We start from the raw sequence: 17,934 nt of genomic DNA, 5'->3' as shown, positions 1-17,934 counted from the left end.
GAACCGGGTCTGGGCCGGCTGCGGGTGAACGGTTTGCCGGGCCGGTGGGGTGATGTCGAGCCATGGGGGTGGGTGGGCGGTCGGGTCACGAGATGCCTGATCATAGGGGGATGGATCTCGATCGAGCTCGTGAGTTCATCCGGGCGAACCACCGGGCCGTGATGTACACCCGGCACGCGGACGGACGGCCGCAGCTGTCACCGGTCACCGTGGGGGTGGACGCGGACGGATACGTGGTGGTGAGCACCCGGGAGACCGCCGCCAAGACCCGCAACCTGCGCGCGGATCCCGGCGTGGCGCTGTGCGTGATGAGCGACGCGTTCTTCGGCGACTGGGTACAGGTGGAGGGCACCGCCGAGATCGTGTCGCTGCCCGAGGCCATGGAACCGCTCGTCGAGTACTACCGCGACATCTCCGGCGAGCACCCGGACTGGGACGACTACCGCGCCGCGATGGAGCGGGACCGGCGCGTGATCCTGCGGATCACCCTGAACCGCGCCGGCCCCGACGTGCACGGCTGAGCGGCTAGCTCAGCCGCTCCAGCAGCATGGCCATGCCCTGGCCGCCGCCGACGCACATCGTCTCCAGCCCGATGGACCGGTCGTGGAAACGCAGACCGTTGATCAGGGTGGAGGTGATCCGGGCGCCGGTCATGCCGAACGGGTGGCCGACGGCGATGGCGCCGCCGTTGACGTTCAGCCGGTCCAGGTCGATGCCGAGCTCCTGGTAGGACGGGATCACCTGGGCGGCGAACGCCTCGTTGATCTCCACCAGGTCGACGTCGGAGATGGCCATCCCGGCCCGGGTCAGCGCCTGGCGGGACGCCTCGACCGGGCCGAGGCCCATGATCTCCGGAGACAGGCCGGTGACCCCGGTGGCGACGATCCGGGCCAGCGGGGTGATGCCGAGCCGGGCGGCCATCACGTCGCTCATGACGACCACCGCGGCGGCGCCGTCGTTCAGCGGGCAGCAGTTCCCCGCGGTCACGGTGCCGTCCGGCCGGAACACCGGCTTGAGCTGCGACACCGCCTCGTAGGTGGTGCCGGCGCGCGGGCCGTCGTCCTTGGCGACCACCGTGCCGTCCGGCAGCGTGACCGGGGTGATGTCGCTCTCCCAGAACCCGTTCGCCAGCGCCTTCTCGGCGAGGTTCTGCGAGCGGACCCCGAACTCGTCCTGCTCGCGCCGGCTCACCCCGCGCAGGCCGGCCACGTTCTCCGCGGTCTGGCCCATCGCGATGTAGATGTCCGGCAGCAGGTCGTCGGCGCGCGGGTCCGCCCACACCGGGCCGCCGGCCTGCGCGCGCGCGTCGGTCCGGGCCTTGGCCGCCGCGAACAGCGGGTTCATCGTGTCGGGCAGCGAGTCGGAGCTGCCCTTGGCGAACCGGGACACGCACTCGACGCCGGCGGAGACGAACACGTCGCCCTCACCGGCCTTGATCGCGTGGAAGGCCATCCGGGTGGTCTGCAGCGACGAGGAGCAGTAGCGGGTCACCGTGGTGCCGGGCACGCCGTCCAGGCCGAGCAGCACCGCCACCACGCGGGCCATGTTGAAGCCCTGCTCGCCGCCGGGCAGGCCGCAGCCCAGCATGATGTCGTCGATGCCGGCCGGGTCGAGCTGCGGCACCTTGGCCAGCGCGGCCCTGATCATCTGGACGGTGAGGTCGTCGGGACGGATGTCCTTCAACGACCCCTTGAAGGCTCGGCCGATCGGTGAACGCGCGGTCGCGACGATGACTGCCTCGGGCATGTGGCACTCCTGTGGTTCGTGGCCGTTACTGCAGAGTAACGTGCGAAGCCGATCAGCCGTACATGCCGGGGGTGGTGCCCTGGGTGTCGTGGACGGCGTGCAGGGCGCCCCGCTCGTCGCGCCAGAGGCGCCAGCCGTCGTGGCTGCCGGTGAACCAGGTGGGCGGCGGGGTCGCGCCGGGCACCCGGCGGCCGGTGGCCAGGTCGAACTCGCAGAGCGCGGCCACCGAGTAGAAGCCGGCCGGCAGGTGGGCGAGCGGCAGCGGCTTGGGGTCGGTGGTGCAGAACGACCAGCCGCGCCGGCCCTGTACCGGCGTGGCCCGGGCGGTCGCCAGGTCGAAGGCGGCGCCGGGGGCGGACGGCTTAAGGAAGCCGAGCTGGTTCAGGTCGTCCGGGAACGCCAGCCACCAGCCGGTGCCGGGCACCTTGTCCGCGGTGATCTGGCCGAGCACCCGTCCGGACACCGGGTCGAGCCGGGCGAACCCGCCGTACTGCCCGCGCCGGTCGACCGGGCGGACGATCGGCGCGACGCCGGGGTTGCCGCTCGGGTAGACGCGGACCACCGACGGGCGCAGCCAGTTGACCTTCCCGTCGGCCAGCCGCACCGAGAAGACCCCGAAGGTGGAGGTGGTGCGGCGCTTGGGGTTGGTGTACGGGGCGATGTAGCCGACCAGGTTCGTCCCGGCGGTGCCGAACGCCCAGCCGCCGGACAGGTCGATGCCGTGGCCGAGGGCCTTCTCCACCGGCAGCCGCCAGGCGGGCCGGCCGGTCTTCAGGTCCAGCGCGGCCAGCACCGGATGCCGGGCGAGCCGCAGCACCACGACCCGGGCCGAGTCGGACCATTGCACCTCGGCGATGCCGGGCAGCCGCCAGCGCACCTCGCCGGTCAGCGGGTCGAGCACCACCATGCGGGCCGAGGTGAGCGCGGTGTTCTCCGTCATGCAGAGGTAGGCGCCGCAGGGCTGGGGTCCGAAGGTGGAGCCGACCGGCCGGGTCCACCGCTGCCGGCCGGTGCGCGCGTCCACGGCGACCAGCGCCGCCTTGCGGGCACCGGACGCGCCGCCGGCGGCGGCCGGGGCCACCGCGGCGACCACCGCCTGGCCGGGGGAGGTGGTGACGACGGCGGGCGGCGGCACCCCCATGCCGGGCAGCCGCCCGGCCATGGTCGCCGGCCGGTCCCACAGCTCGCGGCCGGTGGACAGGTCGAGCGCCGCGGTGCGCAGCGTGCCGTCCGGCCGCAGCGAGGTCACGGCGGCCACGCCGCCGGCCGCGGCGACGCGGCTGACCGCCACGAGCCGGGTGTTGTGCCAGGCGGGCGGCGCGGCCTCGGTGGCGGCCGTACTGCCGGAGCAGCCGGCCAGGGCCAGGACGCCGGCAAGGGCCAGGGCCGGTTTCGCGAGGGGCCGGATCACGGATGAACCACTCCAATGCGGGAAGAGTGACGGCCCCGGCGCGGAGGGTCACCGTGGCCGGGCGTCGCGATGCACGGCCTCCGGCCGGCGGCGAAGGATGGCTGCCCAGCGGGTGTGGGGACCGGTCGCGCGGCCGGCGACCCGGGTCGCGGTGACCTCGGTGCCGGGCTCCTCCGCGGCGATGGCCGCCGCGAGCTGAATCGAGGGGGATTCCTCGCCGCGCTCGGGTGCGGGCTCGGGCCACAACCCCAACGCGGTGCATACAGAAGGTAGCACTGCGTGAGCGGCCTGTTGGTAGCCTCGCACAGATGGGTGGAATCGATCGGGTCCGAACATCTCGTCGGGGTTCGTGGCGAATTCCGGACCGAGGATGTCGGCGAACGCGACCGAGCGCCCGCCCTCCTCCAGGACGGCGACCGTCTGGGCCGCCGCGAGCTGGCGGCTCCACTGCCGGGTGACCCAGCGCAGCGGCTGGGCGATGGGCCGGACGGTGCCGAGGTCGGGGCAGGTGCCGACGACGACCTGGGCCCCGGAGTCGCGCAGGGCGCGCACCGCCTCCCGCAGGTGGCGGACCGCCTGGGCGGGCATGGTCTGGGTGGTGACGTCGTTGGCGCCGACGAAGACGACCGCGACGTCCGGCCGCGCCCGCAACGCCCGCTCGACCTGCCCGGCCAGGTCGGCCGAGGCCGCGCCGGACCGGCCAAGGACGTCCAGCCGGACCGGGCGCCCGGCGGCGGCGGCCACCCCGCGGGCGAGGATCACCGCGGGGGTGGTCTCGGGGTCGCGCATGCCGAGCCCCACCGAGGTCGAGTCGCCCAGCATGGCGAGGCGGATCGGCGGGTCGCCGGCCGCGCGACCACGCGGGATCTCCCCGTACAGCCCGTCGGCGGCGGGCCCGGCCATGCCGTGCGGGCGGCCGACGATCCGGCGCGCGAGCATGGCCTCGGTCAGCAGCAGGCCGTACACGGCCGCGCCGAGCGCCGTGACCCCGCCACCCCCGAGCGCGACCACCGTCGCGATGCGGCGGGCCGTCCATGCGGCCGCCGGAGTCTCCAACACGTCCACCGGTCTCCTTCCCCGGACCGTGCCGACCCCCCTCTTCCAGTAGAACGCCGCGGCGCCCGGAACGCGTGCCCGCCCGGCGGCGGACCTGTCCCGGCGGGGCGTGGCGGTGGCGGTACGGTGAGGAACTGAACCCGCCGGAGACCAGATGACCTGTCCGCGATCCGGCTTCGTCAAGCCGACACGGCTTTGGTAAATGAGGTGCAATACCGGTGCGCGTACACGACTCGCTCATCGAGCTCATGGGCGACACCCCGCTGGTCCGCCTGCGCAAGGTCACCGCCGGCGTATCGGCCCAGGTGCTGGCCAAGGTGGAATATTTCAATCCCGGCGGGTCGGTGAAGGACCGCATCGCGCTTCGGATGGTGGAGGCCGCCGAGCGGTCCGGGGCGCTGCGCCCGGGCGGCACGATCGTCGAACCGACGTCCGGCAACACCGGGGTGGGTCTGGCCATCGTGGCGCAGGACCGCGGCTATCGCTGCCTGTTCGTCGTCCCGGACAAGGTGGCCCAGGACAAGATCTCGGTTTTGCGCGCCTACGGCGCCGAGGTGGTCGTGTGCCCCACGGCCGTCTCGCCGGACCACCCGGAGTCCTACTACTCGGTCTCCGACCGGCTGGCCCGGGAGATCCCGAACGCGTGGAAGCCCGACCAGTACGCCAACCCGGAGAACCCGGCGAGCCATTACCACTCCACCGGCCCGGAGATCTGGGAGCAGACCGAGGGCCGGGTCACCCACTTCGTCACCGGGGTGGGCACCGGCGGCACGATCAGCGGCACCGGGCGCTACCTCAAGGAGGTGTCCGGCGGGCGGGTCCAGATCATCGGCGCCGACCCGGAGGGCTCGGTGTACTCCGGCGGGTCGGGCCGGCCGTACCTGGTGGAGGGCGTCGGCGAGGACATCTGGCCGGCCACCTACGACACCACGGTCGCCGACCGCATCATCGCGGTCTCCGACAAGGACTCCTTCGGGATGACCCGCCGGCTGGCCCGCGAGGAGGCGCTGCTGGTCGGCGGCTCGTGCGGCATGGCCGTGGTCGCCGCGCTGCGGGTCGCCGCCGAGGCCGGGCCGGACGCGGTCGTGGTGGTGCTGCTGCCGGACGGTGGCCGCGGCTACCTGTCCAAGATCTTCAACGACGAGTGGATGGCCGATTACGGCTTCCTGACCACCTCCAGCGAGGAGGGGATGGTCGGCGACGTGCTCGGCCGCAAGTCCGCCGGGCTGCCGGAGTTCGTGCACACCCATCCGCACGAGTCGGTGAACACCGCCATCGCGATCATGCGGGAGTACGGCGTGTCGCAGCTTCCGGTGATGAAGGAGGAACCGCCGGTCATGGCGGCCGAGGTGGTGGGCTCGATCGTGGAGCGCGATCTGCTGGAGGCGCTCTACCGGGGCCGGGTGCGCGGTGACGACCCGATCGCCGAGCACATGTCCGCCCCGCTGCCCATGATCGGCGCGGGCGAGCCGGTGGCGGTGGCCATCGAGGCGCTGGAGAAGGCCGACGCCTCGGTCGTGCTGGACGACGGCAAGCCGGTGGGCCTGGTCACCCGCCAGGACCTGCTGGCCTACCTGGCCGGCGCCGCGAGCGCGTAACGGCCCCTCAGGCGGCCTCCAGCGGAAACCAGGCGACGACCCGCCAGGCGCCGTCGGCGGCGGGGCCGGCGGTCAGCTCGCCGCCGAGCGCGGTGACCCGCTCGGCCATGCCGACCAGCCCGAACCCGCCGCCGAGGCGGGAAACGTGCGGGTCGGCGCCCGACCGCGGGTTGCGCACCAGCAGTCGCACCCCGCGGCCGGCGGGCCGCAGGTCCGCCTGCACCCAGCCGGCGCCCGGCGCGTGCCGGCGGATGTTGGTGAGCGACTCCTGCAGCACCCGGTGCAGGGTGGTGATCACGCCGGGGGGCAGCGTGGCGTCGTCGACGCCCTGGGCGATGTCGAACGTCACCGCCGGGCCGTCGGCGGCGAACCGCTCGACCAGCACCCGCAGGTCGCGCAGCGCGCCGCCCGGCACCCGGGAGGCGTCGTCCTCGGCGCGCAGCACGCCGACCAGCCGCCGCATCGAGGTCAGCGCCTCGCCGCCGGCGCCGGCGATCGCGTCCAGCGACGGCACCACCGCCTCGGGCCGGTGCTCGGCGACGGTGCGCGCCGCCTGCGCCTGGACCACGATGCCGGTGATGTGGTGGGCCACCAGGTCGTGCAGCTCGCGGGCCAGCTCCAGGCGCTCGGCCCGGCGCACCGCGTTCACCGTCTGCTCGCGGCGTTCCTGCAGGTAGCGCAGGTAGCCGCCGATGCCGGCCGCGGTCGCCCAGGCGACGAAGAACAGGAAGCCGTAGGCGATGGCCATGCCCTGGTTTCCGCCGCGGACCCACACCGACACTTCCAGGACGGCCATGGCGATCAGCGCGAGCAGCACCGCCGAGCGCAGCGGCCGCACCCAGCGCAGCGCGCCGACGGTGAGCAGCAGGATGGTGCCGGCCTCGGCGAAGCCCGGCAGGCCCATCCCGCCGAACACGCCGTGCACGGCGGACACCACGGCGGACGCGGCCAGCAGCACGCAGAACCCCGCGACCCGGTACCGGTCCCGGAGCAGGTAGATCATGATGCCGAGGACGCCGAGCACCGGGACCGGGATCTGCCCGGCGCCGCGCGACACCGCTTGCGCGGTGTCCGTCAGCAGCAGGATCAGCAGCCAGCCGACCAGGGCGATCTCGCTGAGCCTGCGTACCCAGCCCACGATGCGGGCGCTGTCCTTCACGGACATCGAGGGTAATCCGTACGAAGGACCACCGGATCGGCCATTCGGCCGAGCCGTCGAGCCCCCGGCAGGCCGTTCAGGCGAGGTGCCGGAGGCGGCCCCGGGGTGATGCTGACGGTGGGAGGGATCGACATGACCATCTTCGGAATCGTCCTGCTCATTGTCGGCATCGTGGCCATCGGGCTGTGCGCGCTGGCCGACCCGGTGCTGCTGTCCCGGATGACCGGCGGCGACGGCGACGGCGACCGGCGCCCGGTCCGGTCCGGCGGCCCGCGGCCGGGCGATAGCGTGGGCACATGATTGAAGGCTTCGAGACTCTGGCCGTACACGCAGGCCAGGAGGCCGATCCGCAGACCGGTGCGGTGGTGCCCCCTATCTACGCCGTGTCCACCTACAAGCAGGACGGCGTGGGCGGACTGCGCTCGGGATACGAGTACAGCCGGTCGGCCAACCCGACCCGGACCGCGCTGGAGGAGTGCCTGGCCGCCATCGAGGGCGGCACCCGGGGGCTCGCCTTCGCGTCCGGTCTGGCCGCCGAGGACACGCTGCTGCGCGCGGTGTGCAAGCCCGGGGACCACGTGATCATCCCCGGTGACGCCTACGGCGGCACCTACCGGCTGTTCGCCAAGGTGCTCTCCCGCTGGGGGCTGCACTTCGACCCGGTGCCGCTCGGCGACCTCGCCGCGGTGCGCGCGGCCGTCCGCCCGGACACCCGGATGATCTGGGTGGAGACCCCCACCAACCCGCTGCTGGGCGTCGCCGACATCGCCGGCCTGGCCGAGATCGCCCGCCAGGCGGACGCGCTGCTGGTGGTGGACAACACCTTCGCCTCGCCCTACCTGCAGCAGCCGCTGGCGCTGGGCGCGGACGTGGTCGTCCACTCCACTACCAAGTACGTCGGCGGCCACTCCGACGTGGTCGGCGGCGCGCTGGTCGCCCGCGACCGGGGGCTGGGGGAGGAGCTGACCTACCACCAGAACGCGATGGGCGCGGTGGCCGGGCCGTTCGACGCCTGGCTCACCCTGCGCGGCATCAAGACCCTGGCGCTGCGGATGGAGCGGCACTGCGACAACGCCGAGAAGGTCGTGGACCTGCTGCTGGCGCACCCGCGGGTCACCGAGGTGCTCTACCCCGGCCTGTCCTCGCACCCCGGCCACGAGGTCGCGGCCAAGCAGATGCGGCGGTTCGGCGGCATGGTGTCGTTCCGGGTGACCGGCGGCGAGGAGGCCGCGGTGCGGGTGTGCGACCGGGCGCGGCTGTTCACGCTCGGCGAGTCGCTCGGCGGGGTGGAGTCGCTCATCGAGCACCCCGGGCGCATGACGCACGCGTCGGCCGCCGGCTCGCCGCTGGAGGTGCCGGCCGACCTGGTGCGGCTGTCGGTCGGCATCGAGAGCGTCGGCGACCTGCTGGGCGACCTCACCCAGGCGCTCGGCGACGCCTAGCACCGGCCGACCGGGCCGCGCGGTCGCGCGGCCCGGTCAGGACGGCGGGTTGAACCAGACCATGAGCACCAGGATGACCAGCCAGATCAGGCCCATGATGGCGGACAGGGTGGCGATGCGGCCGGTCTGCACCTTGGCGTCGTCCTCGGGGACCTCGTTGGACAGCACCCGGACGGCGGTGCTCTGGTCGCGCTCGATCACCACCAGCAGCACCGCGCCGACGACGAACAGCGTCATCGAGATCGACAGGTAGGGCAGGCCGAGGTTGCCGCCGCCCAGCGCCAGGCCGAACAGGAAGACGGCGAGCGTCAGCACGCCGAAGATCCGGGTGGACCGGTGCAGGAACCGCAGCACGCCGACGTCGCGGGCCCGGATGTAGCGGGGGGTGAAGGAGGTCACGGCCGTCACCGGGCCGATCGCGAAGATCGCGAAGGCGATGTGCAGCCAGAGCAGGAGCTTGTCGAGGAACGACATGCGGCGAGGCTATCGTCTCGCTGATCGCCCGCGAAACGGCGGGGCGGCGGGCCGCGCGAATTTTCGCGCGGCCCGCCGTCACGGGGTGGGCATCTCCGGCGCCGGCGGGACGGCCGGCTCGTCGGCGACGGTGACCTTCGGGCGGCGCGGCCGGTTGTTCACCGCCAGCTCGAACATGGTGACGGTGACGACCATGACGAGCAGGAGAGCGATCGCCGCGATCATGGCACTCTCCTTCCGTGGCCGGGCCGGGCGGGCGGGACTCGGTACGTCATTCCTTAGGAATATCGTCGGAGATTGCATATCAATCGGCAAGTGATTAATGGTCACCGATAGGAAACACCGTATTCCGCTTATCCGGCAATTCTCCCAGATGGCGCATACCCCGCGAGAATGATTTTCAGTCCTGCCGGTCAGCGGGCGCGGCGGGACCGCAGGAAGTCGCTGACCACGTACTCGCCCAGCCGGTCGGCGCTCGGCGAGAAGACCCGGCCCCCGTTGCGCCGGGCCACCTCGGCCACGAAGTCCTGCAACCGCTCGTCGGTGGCCAGCATGAACACGTTGAGCGTCGCGCGCCGGCGGGTCATCTTGTCCACCTCGGCCATCGTCAGCTCCAGCGTCTCGGCGGAGGGCGGCCACTCGAACGCGTAGCGGCCGTCGCGCCGCAGGTGCGCGGTCGGCTCGCCGTCGGTGACCACCAGCACCACCGGCTCGAAGTCGGGGTGCCGGTCCAGGTGGCGGCCGGCGATCAGCAGGGCGTGGTGCAGGTTGGTGCCCTGGACCATGTCCCACTCCAGCCCGGCCAGCTCCTCGGCCTGCAGCACCCGCGCGTAGTTGGAGAACCCGATGATCTGCACCGCGTCACCGGGGAACCGGGACGCGACCAGCGACTGCAGGGCCAGCGCGGTCTGCTTGGCGGGGGCCCAGGTGCCGCGCAGCGCCATGGAGTACGACAGGTCCACCAGCAGGCAGACCGCCGCCGCGGTGCGGCGCTCGGTCTCGGCGACCTCGAAGTCGTCCACCGCCAGCCGCACCCGGCCGCCGGCGCCGCCGCGCCGCACCCCGTTGACCACCGTGCGCACCACGTCGAGGGGCTGCTCGTCGCCGAAGCGCCACGGCCGGGAGGACCCGGTCAGCTCGCCGGCGGCACCCGCGTCGTGCTGCTCGTGGTCGCCGCGCCGGCCGGTCGCCAGCGAGTCGAAGACCCGCCGCAGCGCCGTCTCGCCGAGCCGCCGCACCGCCTTGGGGGTGAGTTCCAGCTTCCCGCGGCGCCGCCGCAGGTAGCCTTGCTCCTCCAGCTCGCGCTCGATCCGGCGCAGCGCGGCCAGATCGTCCACCGCCGAGCGGCCGAGCGCGCGGCGGACGGCCTCCTCGTCGATGTCGTCCAGCCGGGCGCCGGGGTAGTCCTGGCGCAGCGCCGTCTCCAGGTCGTCCAGGTCGGCGAGCTCCTCCAGCGCGTTGACCGCGTCGCCCATGCCGAGCGAGCCCTCGCCGCCCATCTGCTCGCTACCGTCCCAGCCGAGGTCGGGGCGGCGGTCCCGCAGGGCCTGCCCGAGCCGGGCCATCTGCTCGGCGAGCCCGGCGTCCGCCAGGGTCTGCTCCACCAGGGCCTGCAGTTCGGCGCGCTGCTCGGGCGTCATCGAGGCGAGCATGCGCTGCGCGGCCGCGGCCCGGCGGGCCAGCGCGTCGACCAGCTCCGCCAGGTCGCGCGGATTCTCCGGAAAGAAATCCTGGTATTTCGCCATGAATTCCTGGAAATCATTTTGAGTATGCTCGCCCCGCGCGTCCCGATCGAGCATCTCGTTCAGATCCGACATCATCTGCCGTACCCGGGCCATCGCCGCCGGGTCCGGATCGCGCAGCGCGTCGCGCATGCCGCGGAACCGGCTGTCCAGCACCTCCCGGCGCAGCAGGTCGCGCAGTTCCTCGAACGTCCGGCGGGCCGCTGCCGAGCGCCATTCGTACGAGCCGAGCCGGCGCACCGCGCTCGCGGCGTCCGGCGGCACCGCGTCGAGCTCGGCCTCGCGCAGCCGCGCGTCGTCGGAGGGGTCGGGGAACAGCTCGGCCCGCTCCTCGCCGATGGCCTTGTCCAGCAGGGCGCGGGCCCGGTCCAGCGTGCCGGACAGCTCGCCGCGCCGGCGCAGCTCGCGCCGGCGGCGGCGCACCTCGCGCAGGAGCTCCTCCAGCCCGCGGCGGTCCGGCGCGCCGGGCAGGCCCCGGCGCAGCAGCTCGCGCAGCGAGTCCGCCGGGCTGGTGCCGGACAGGATCGCGTCGCCCATCTCGTCCAGCGCGGCGCGGACGTCGTACGGCGGCGCGAGGGGATCGGGGCCGTCGTGGTACTCGCCGTATCGGTATCCGCTCATGATCCTTCGCCCCCAGTGTCGACATCGTGCCCGGCGCGGTGCCGGGGATCGCGCCGCCCGGCCGCGAGCACCCGCCCGCGGCCACCGGCATGCCCGCCACCCGGCCGCCGTGCGACCACCGGGCGGCCTCCCGGGGACCGCCGTGCGGTCTCCGGCCGGCCGCGGCGGGCGCGCGGCGGGCCGGTCAGGTGCGGTAGACGGCGCCGCCGCCGTCGACCTCGTCCTTGGACAGCCGCCGCAGCAGGTAGAGACCTTCCAGGGCGAACTCCAGCGCGGCGGCGGCGTGCCCGGGGGACTCCTCGCCCTCGCCCATGCCGACCGCTGACATGATCTTCGACAGGCCGTTCACCTGGCCGATCCGGTGCAGCAGCTCGGCCGCGGTGGTCAGCTCGCCCGACTCGATCCGGGCGCCCTCGGAGAACTTGTCCAGCAGCGGGGACAGGTCCATGCCGCCGAGCGTGCCGCGGAAGGTCTCCGCGACGGCCCGCCGCAGCAGGTGGGCCAGCACCTCGACCTCGCGGCCCTCCTCGCTCACCTCGAACTCGACCTTGCCGCGCAGCGTCGGCACCATCGACGGCAGGTCGCAGACCCGGGTGACCGGACGCTCCTCACCGGTGATCGCCGCGCGCCGCACCGCCGAGGCGGCGGCGGTCTCGGCCGCGGCGATGGCGAAGCGGGCCGACACGCCCGAGCGCGAGTCGACCGCGGTGGACTCCCGGACCAGCCGGGTGAACCGCGCGATGATCTCGATGATGTGCTCGGGCAGGTCGGCGCTCAGCGCGCCGGTCCCGGCGCCGGAGTCCCGGCCGCCCCAGGAGAGCTCCGCCTCCTGGCGGATCAGGCCGAGCTCGTCGTCCAGGGTGAGCGGGTAGTGGGTGCGGATCTCGGCGCCGAACCGGTCCTTCAGCGGGGTGATGATCCGGCCCCGGTTGGTGTAGTCCTCGGGGTTGGCGCTGGCGATGAGCAGCAGGTCCAGCGGCAGGCGCAGGCTGTAGCCGCGCACCTGCACGTCCCGCTCCTCCAGCACGTTCAGCAGCGACACCTGGATGCGTTCGGCCAGGTCGGGCAGCTCGTTGACCGAGAAGACACCCCGGTTGGTCCGGGGGACCAGCCCGTAGTGGACGGTCTCCGGGTCGCCCAGCGTGCGGCCTTCGGCGATCTTGATCGGGTCCACGTCACCGATCAGGTCGCCGACGGAGGTGTCGGGGGTGGCGAGCTTCTCGCCGTACCGGTCCTCCCGGTGCCGCCAGGCGACCGGCAGGTCGTCGCCCAGCTCGGCGGCGAGCCGGCGGCAGCGCACGCAGGCCGGGGCGTAGGGATGATCGTTGATCTCGCAGCCCTCGACCACCGGGGTCCACTCGTCCAGCAGGCCGGTGATCGTGCGGATGAGCCGGGTCTTGCCCTGCCCGCGCTCGCCCAGCAGCACCAGGTCGTGGCCGGCCAGCAGCGCCCGCTCCAGGTGCGGCAGCACGGTCTCGTCGAATCCGACGATGCCCGGGAATCTCGGCGTCCCCCCGCGTAGCCTGTCGAGCAGGTTCTCGCGGATCTCCGCCTTGACCGTGCGGTGGATGTGTCCAATCTTGCGGAGGTCCCGGAGGGTACGGGCTTGCGGCGTCTCACTTCGCGATGTGGGCGATTCATGCACAGAACCGAGACTACGTGGCGAGGGATGGATGTGGCAGCCAATACAAATTTCGGATCTTGACCATTGCGTGACGCTACGGGGGCGTTGTAACTCCAGTAGTGGGGAGAATTCGGCCAAGAGGGGCGAACCGATGAAATGCTGCTACACCTGGCAAATGGGGAGGTGGGGCGGGTGGCCGTGCTGACCAGCCGGTTCGCGGACGGCCTGGCGGTGGGCACCGATCTGGTGGCCGCCGCCGAGGCCGCCGTACGCCAGGCCCTGGCCGGCCTGTCCGGCCCCGCCGACCTGGTGTGCTTCTTCATCTGCGGCGAGGACCCCGACGAGGTGGCCGAGGCCGGGCTGCGCGCCATGCGCATGGCCCCCGGCGCCCAGGTGATCGGCTGCAGCGCCACCGGCGTGATCGGCGACGGCCGCGGCGTGGAGCTGTCCTCCGCGGTCAGCGCCTGGGCGGCGAGCTTCGGCGCCGGCCGGGCCACCGCGTTCGCGCTGGAGACCCTGCGCACCTCCGACCGGTTCGTGGTCATCGGGCTGCCGGACCGCGAGCCGGAGGACCGGGTGGCGGTGCTGCTGGCCGATCCGTACTCCTTCCCGGCCGACGCGTTCGTCGAGCACTCCCGGGAGGTGCTCGGCGACCTGCCGCTGGTCGGCGGGCTGGCCAACGGGATGCGCGGCCAGGGGTCGGTCCGGCTGTTCGCCCAGGGCGAGATGTACTCCGAGGGCGCGGTCGGCTTCGTGCTGAACGGGCCGATCAACGTCGGCACCGTGGTCAGCCAGGGCTGCCGGCCGATCGGCCCGACCATGGTCGTCACCCGCGCGGAGGACAACCTGCTGCTGGAGCTCGCCGGGCAGCCCGCCCTCGCCCGGCTGGAGGACATCGTCAGCGGCCTGGACGAGTCCGAGCGCGAGCTGGTCGCCTCCGGGCTGCAGATCGGCATCGCCATGGACGAGTACGCCGAGATCCACGAGCGTGGTGACTTCCTGATCCGCGGCATCCTCGGCATCGACCCCGAGCGTGAGGCGGTCGCGGTGGGCGACGTGCTGGACGTCGGGCAGAGCGTGCGCTTCCAGGTTCGCGACGCCGCCGCCGCCGATGAGGATCTGTACGCCCTGCTCGACGCGCACGCCGAGGAACGCGGGCAGGTGGACGGGGCGCTGCTGTTCTCCTGCAACGGCCGGGGCGCGGCGATGTTCGGCAGCTCCGACCACGACGCGCTCGCGCTGCAGGACACCCTCGGGCCGATCGGCATGGCCGGGTTCTTCGCGGCCGGCGAGGTCGGCCCGGTCGCCGGGCACAACCACGTGCACGGGTTCTCCGCCGCGATCCTCGCCTTCGCCGGTGCGCCGCCGGACGGCCCCTTCCGGCGCGCGTGACGGACGGTACCCCGCCCGGCCTGCCCGATGGCCCGGTGCTGGCGGTGGACGTCGGCGGCACCAAGCTCGCCGCCGCGCTGGTCACCCCGGCCGGCCGGGTCGGCGCCGCCGAGTGGACCGCCACCCCGCCGGGCGGCGGCGCCGAGGAGATCTGGACCGCGCTGGCCGCCCTGGTCGCCCGGGTGCTGGGCCGGGGCGGCGGCGTGGCGCCGGCCGGGGTCGGCGCCGGCTGCGGCGGCCCGATGGCGTGGCCGGCGGGCGTGGTCTCCCCGCTCAACATGCCCGGCTGGCGGGACTTCCCGCTGCGCGAGCGGCTGGCCGGGCTGTGCCCGGGCGTCCCGGTACGGGTGCACAACGACGCCGTCTGCCTGGCGGTGGCCGAGCACTGGCGCGGCGCCGGCCGGGGCAGCGCCCACATGCTCGGCATGGTGGTCTCCACCGGGGTGGGCGGCGGCCTGATCCTCGGCGGCCGGCTGGTGGACGGCGGCACCGGCAACGCCGGGCACATCGGGCACATGGTGGTGGAGCCCGGCGGGCCGCCCTGCGGCTGCGGCGGGCACGGCTGCCTGGAGGCGGTGGCCCGCGGCCCCGGGCTCGCCGGCTGGGCGCTGGAACAGGGCTGGACGCCGGGCGCCGGCGGGCCGCCGCCCGGCCGGTACGCCGAGGCCGACGCGGCGACCGGCCGGCGGCTCGCGGCGGACGCCGCGGCCGGAGACGAGATCGCCCGGGCCGCGTTCGCCCGGGCCGGCCGCGCGCTCGGCGTCGCCATCGCCTCGGCCACCCACCTGTGCGACCTGGACGTGGTGACGATCGGCGGCGGGCTGTCCCAGGCCGGCGACCTGCTGTTCGGCCCGCTGCGCGCGGCGCTCGCCGACCATGCCCGGATGGACTTCGCCCGCCGGCTGCGCGTGGTGCCGGCCGCGCTCGGCCAGGACGCCGGGCTGATCGGCGCCGCCGCCCTCGTCCTGGCCGCCGACCGCTACTGGACCGCGACCGGGCGGGATCTGTAACGGTTCGCCGGCCTTCGTCCAAGCAGTCGTGTGAGACGAAAACGACGAGGGGAGCCGGGCCGGTGCCGCTGAAACAGGGGGGACTGGCCGGGCTCGCCACCGACCCCGAGGCGTTCGAGGACTTCTACCGGCGGCACTTCGAGGCGGTGACCAGGTTCGTGGCCCGCCGGACCGGTGACCCGCACCAGGTGGCCGACCTGGTCGCCGAGGTGTTCCTGGCCGTGCTCGATTCCTGCCACACCTACCGCCCGAAGCTCGGCGGCGAGACCGCCTGGCTGTACGGCGTGGCGCGCAACACGGTGCTCGGCGAGTGGCGGCGGGCGGCCCGCGAGCTGCGGGCCACCGGCCGGATCGCCGGCCGCCGGCTGCTGGACGCCGACGACGTGGCCCGGCTGGAGGAGCGGATCGACGCCGAGGATGCCGCCCGGCGGGCGCTCGCCGCGCTGGCCGAGCTGCCGGAGGGCGAGCGCGCCGTGCTGGAACTGGTGGCGGTGGACCAGCTCACCGTCCCGGAGGCCGCCGCGGCGCTGGGCATCCGCCAGGGCACCGCGCGGGTCCGGCTGCACCGCGCCCGGCACACCCTCCGGCGCGTCCCCGGCGTCACGCCCGCGCCGGCGATGGACGCCGTCCAGTAGATCGTGAATCTCGAAAGGAAAACCGATGAACCGCACGTTCCATGACAAGCTGCTGGACGAGCTCAAGGCGGACATCGCCGCCCGGGCCGGGCAGGCGCCGGTGCAAGTGGCCGCGGGCCGCCGGATCCACCGCCGGGTGCTCGCCGGTGCCGGGGTGCTCGGTGTCGCCGCCGCGGCGGCCGTGATCGTCCCGCTGACCGTGACGTCGCCGGCGCCCGCGTACGCGGTGACGAAGCAGCCGGACGGCACCGTCTTCCTGAAGATCAAAGAGCTCCGGGACCCGGAGGGGGCGGAGCGGGAGCTGGCCGCCGCCGGGGTGCGGGCCGACATCACCTACCTGCCGCTGGGACGCGCCTGCCAGGAGCCGCGCTACACGCGGGCGCCCGGCAGCACGGTGGACATCCCCGAGGAGGATCTGGAGAGCAAGGACCCGGCGGTGCAGCGACGGGTGCGGGCCGCGATCAGGCGGGCGGACGCGACCGCGCCGGTCGGGACCGGCCACGGCGGCGTGACCTTCCGCCCGTCGCGCATCGAGCCTGGGCAGACCGTCGTGGTGGTGCTGATGGAGAACACCGAGACGCCGACCGTCGAGAAGCCGGGGGTCGTCTGGCAGTTCTCCTACGGCGTGGCGACCGGGCAGGTCCCGCCGTGCGTGCCCGTCGACGACCCCGGCGCGTTCGACATCGGGGACGCCACCCCGCCGCCGGGGAGCTGATCTACCGGACCGGGCCCTGAATGAGCACACCGGGCGAAGGTCTGCAATGGCCGCTAGTGGGACACTACGGACATGGCACAACCCGAGGTGACCTACGAGGACGTGGTCGCCGCCCGTGACCTGCTGGCCGGCGTCACCGTCCGCACGCCGCTGCTGCACTCGCGCGTGCTGTCGGAACTGATCGGCGGTCCGGTCTACCTGAAGTGCGAGAACGTGCAGCGGGCCGGATCGTTCAAGGTCCGCGGCGCCTACGTGCGGATCGCCCGGCTCACCGACGAGGAGCGGGGCCGCGGCGTGGTCGCGGCCAGCGCCGGGAACCACGCCCAGGGGGTGGCGCTGGCCTCGGAGTTGCTCGGCTGCAAGGCCACGGTGTTCATGCCGCAGGGCGCGCCGCTGCCCAAGGTCGAGGCCACCCGCGGGTACGGCGCCGACGTGATCTTCGCCGGCACCACCGTCGACCACGCGCTCGCGGCGGCCAAGGAGCACGCCGAGGAGACCGGCGCGGTGTTCATCCACCCCTTCGACCACCCCGACGTGGTCGCCGGCCAGGGCACCCTGGGCCTGGAGATCCTCGACCAGCTCCCCGAGGTCGGCACGATCACCCTGGCGGTCGGCGGCGGCGGCCTGGCCGCCGGGGTGGCCCTGGCGGTGAAGTCGATGCGCCCGGGGGTGCGCGTCGTCGGCGTGCAGGCCGAGCGGGCCGCCGCCTACCCCGCCTCGCTGGCCGCGGGCCGTCCGATGATGGTGGAGCCGGTGTCCACCATGGCGGACGGCATCGCGGTCGGCCGGCCGGGCGACATCACCTTCGAGATGGTGCACTACCTGGTGGACAGCGTGGTCACCGTGTCGGAGGAGACCCTCTCCCGGGCGCTGCTGCTGTGCCTGGAGCGCGGCAAGCAGGTGGTCGAGCCGGCCGGAGTGGCCGGGGTGGCCGCGCTGCTGGACTGGCCGCACGCCTTCGAGCCGCCGGTGGTCGCGGTGCTGTCCGGCGGCAACATCGACCCGCTGCTGCTGTCCAAGGTGCTGCGGCACGGCCTGTCGGTCGCCGGGCGCTACCTCGCCTTCCGCATCCACCTGCCCGACCGCCCCGGCGCGCTGGCCACCCTGCTCGGCCGGGTGGCCGAGCTGGGCGCCAACGTGCTGGACGTCGGGCACGAGCGGATGAGCCCCCGCCTGCACCTGGACGAGGCCGAGGTGCTGATGCACGTGGAGACCAAGGGCCCGGTGCACTGCGACGAGGTGCTGTCCGGCCTGCGGCGGTACGGCTACAAGCTCATCTTCAGCTGACCCGGGCCCCGGCGCACGTTCC

17 protein-coding genes are annotated in these 17,934 nt (G+C 73.8%); 9 read left to right on the top strand and 8 right to left on the bottom strand.

Going from position 1 to position 17,934, the window contains the following annotated elements; genetic code table 11:
* Positions 1–110 precede the first annotated feature (110 nt).
* A complete protein-coding gene (locus Sru01_RS14190) occupies positions 111–521 on the top strand; it encodes a PPOX class F420-dependent oxidoreductase (protein WP_203984879.1) in 411 nt (136 codons plus the stop codon).
* A 4-nt stretch (positions 522–525) separates the two neighbouring features.
* On the opposite strand, the gene Sru01_RS14185 is transcribed toward Sru01_RS14190, so the two are convergent.
* From Sru01_RS14185 to Sru01_RS14175, 3 genes are read right to left on the bottom strand one after another with little or no spacing between them, the layout of a single operon-like run.
* Positions 526–1,746 (bottom strand): acetyl-CoA C-acetyltransferase, encoded by a 1,221-nt coding sequence (locus Sru01_RS14185; protein ID WP_203984877.1) that lies wholly within the window; start codon positions 1,744–1,746, stop codon positions 526–528.
* A gap of 52 nt (positions 1,747–1,798) precedes the next feature.
* Positions 1,799–3,157: an outer membrane protein assembly factor BamB family protein gene (locus tag Sru01_RS14180; protein ID WP_203984876.1), complete on the bottom strand. Its 1,359-nt coding sequence runs from the start codon at positions 3,155–3,157 to the stop codon at positions 1,799–1,801.
* Between the two features lie 48 nt (positions 3,158–3,205).
* A complete protein-coding gene (locus Sru01_RS14175; RefSeq protein WP_239137410.1) occupies positions 3,206–4,222 on the bottom strand; it encodes an SGNH/GDSL hydrolase family protein in 1,017 nt (338 codons plus the stop codon).
* A gap of 209 nt (positions 4,223–4,431) precedes the next feature.
* On the opposite strand from Sru01_RS14175, the gene Sru01_RS14170 reads away from it, so the two are divergent.
* The gene (locus tag Sru01_RS14170; protein WP_203984875.1) at positions 4,432–5,811 is read left to right on the top strand and encodes a cystathionine beta-synthase; all 1,380 of its coding nucleotides are present in this window, start codon (positions 4,432–4,434) and stop codon (positions 5,809–5,811) included.
* Positions 5,812–5,818: 7 nt separating this feature from the next.
* On the opposite strand, the gene Sru01_RS14165 is transcribed toward Sru01_RS14170, so the two are convergent.
* Positions 5,819–6,970 (bottom strand): sensor histidine kinase, encoded by a 1,152-nt coding sequence (locus Sru01_RS14165; RefSeq protein WP_203984874.1) that lies wholly within the window; start codon positions 6,968–6,970, stop codon positions 5,819–5,821.
* A gap of 132 nt (positions 6,971–7,102) precedes the next feature.
* Here Sru01_RS14165 and Sru01_RS14160 point away from each other — a divergent pair, with 132 nt between their 5' ends.
* Complete coding sequence (locus Sru01_RS14160; RefSeq protein WP_203984873.1) at positions 7,103–7,270, top strand: hypothetical protein; 168 nt, start codon at positions 7,103–7,105, stop codon at positions 7,268–7,270.
* Positions 7,267–8,412: a cystathionine gamma-synthase gene (locus tag Sru01_RS14155; protein WP_203984872.1), complete on the top strand. Its 1,146-nt coding sequence runs from the start codon at positions 7,267–7,269 to the stop codon at positions 8,410–8,412. Before Sru01_RS14160 ends, Sru01_RS14155 begins: the two co-directional genes overlap by 4 nt.
* Before the next feature lie 36 nt (positions 8,413–8,448).
* On the opposite strand, the gene Sru01_RS14150 is transcribed toward Sru01_RS14155, so the two are convergent.
* The 4 genes from Sru01_RS14150 to Sru01_RS14135 all read right to left on the bottom strand — a co-directional run bounded on the left by Sru01_RS14150 (position 8,449) and on the right by Sru01_RS14135 (position 12,894).
* Positions 8,449–8,886, bottom strand: a complete 438-nt coding sequence (locus Sru01_RS14150; protein ID WP_203984871.1) for a hypothetical protein — start codon at positions 8,884–8,886, stop codon at positions 8,449–8,451.
* 78 nt (positions 8,887–8,964) lie between these two features.
* The gene (locus Sru01_RS14145) at positions 8,965–9,111 is read right to left on the bottom strand and encodes a hypothetical protein (protein WP_203984869.1); all 147 of its coding nucleotides are present in this window, start codon (positions 9,109–9,111) and stop codon (positions 8,965–8,967) included.
* A 188-nt stretch (positions 9,112–9,299) separates the two neighbouring features.
* Positions 9,300–11,249: a vWA domain-containing protein gene (locus tag Sru01_RS14140; protein WP_203984867.1), complete on the bottom strand. Its 1,950-nt coding sequence runs from the start codon at positions 11,247–11,249 to the stop codon at positions 9,300–9,302.
* 184 nt (positions 11,250–11,433) lie between these two features.
* Entirely contained in the window at positions 11,434–12,894 is a 1,461-nt protein-coding gene (locus Sru01_RS14135; RefSeq protein WP_203984865.1) for a sigma 54-interacting transcriptional regulator, read from the bottom strand.
* Positions 12,895–13,065: 171 nt separating this feature from the next.
* Here Sru01_RS14135 and Sru01_RS14130 point away from each other — a divergent pair, with 171 nt between their 5' ends.
* From Sru01_RS14130 to ilvA, 5 genes are all read left to right on the top strand, one after another.
* Positions 13,066–14,265: an FIST signal transduction protein gene (locus tag Sru01_RS14130; RefSeq protein WP_239137409.1), complete on the top strand. Its 1,200-nt coding sequence runs from the start codon at positions 13,066–13,068 to the stop codon at positions 14,263–14,265.
* Positions 14,262–15,275 carry an ROK family protein gene (locus Sru01_RS14125; RefSeq protein ID WP_239137408.1) on the top strand — a complete coding sequence of 338 codons (1,014 nt, stop codon included), beginning with the start codon at positions 14,262–14,264 and terminating at the stop codon, positions 15,273–15,275. Before Sru01_RS14130 ends, Sru01_RS14125 begins: the two co-directional genes overlap by 4 nt.
* Before the next feature lie 62 nt (positions 15,276–15,337).
* Positions 15,338–15,910 carry an RNA polymerase sigma factor gene (locus Sru01_RS14120; RefSeq protein ID WP_239137407.1) on the top strand — a complete coding sequence of 191 codons (573 nt, stop codon included), beginning with the start codon at positions 15,338–15,340 and terminating at the stop codon, positions 15,908–15,910.
* Positions 15,911–15,935: 25 nt separating this feature from the next.
* On the top strand, positions 15,936–16,625 hold the full coding sequence (locus Sru01_RS14115; protein WP_203984861.1) for a hypothetical protein: 690 nt from the start codon (positions 15,936–15,938) through the stop codon (positions 16,623–16,625).
* Positions 16,626–16,697: 72 nt separating this feature from the next.
* Positions 16,698–17,912 (top strand): threonine ammonia-lyase, encoded by a 1,215-nt coding sequence (gene ilvA, locus Sru01_RS14110; RefSeq protein ID WP_203984859.1) that lies wholly within the window; start codon positions 16,698–16,700, stop codon positions 17,910–17,912.
* Positions 17,913–17,934: the final 22 nt, after the last annotated feature.

The organism is Sphaerisporangium rufum (assembly GCF_016863395.1).
GTDB lineage: Bacteria > Actinomycetota > Actinomycetes > Streptosporangiales > Streptosporangiaceae > Sphaerisporangium > Sphaerisporangium rufum.
This window is presented reverse-complemented; position numbering and strand designations above follow the sequence as displayed.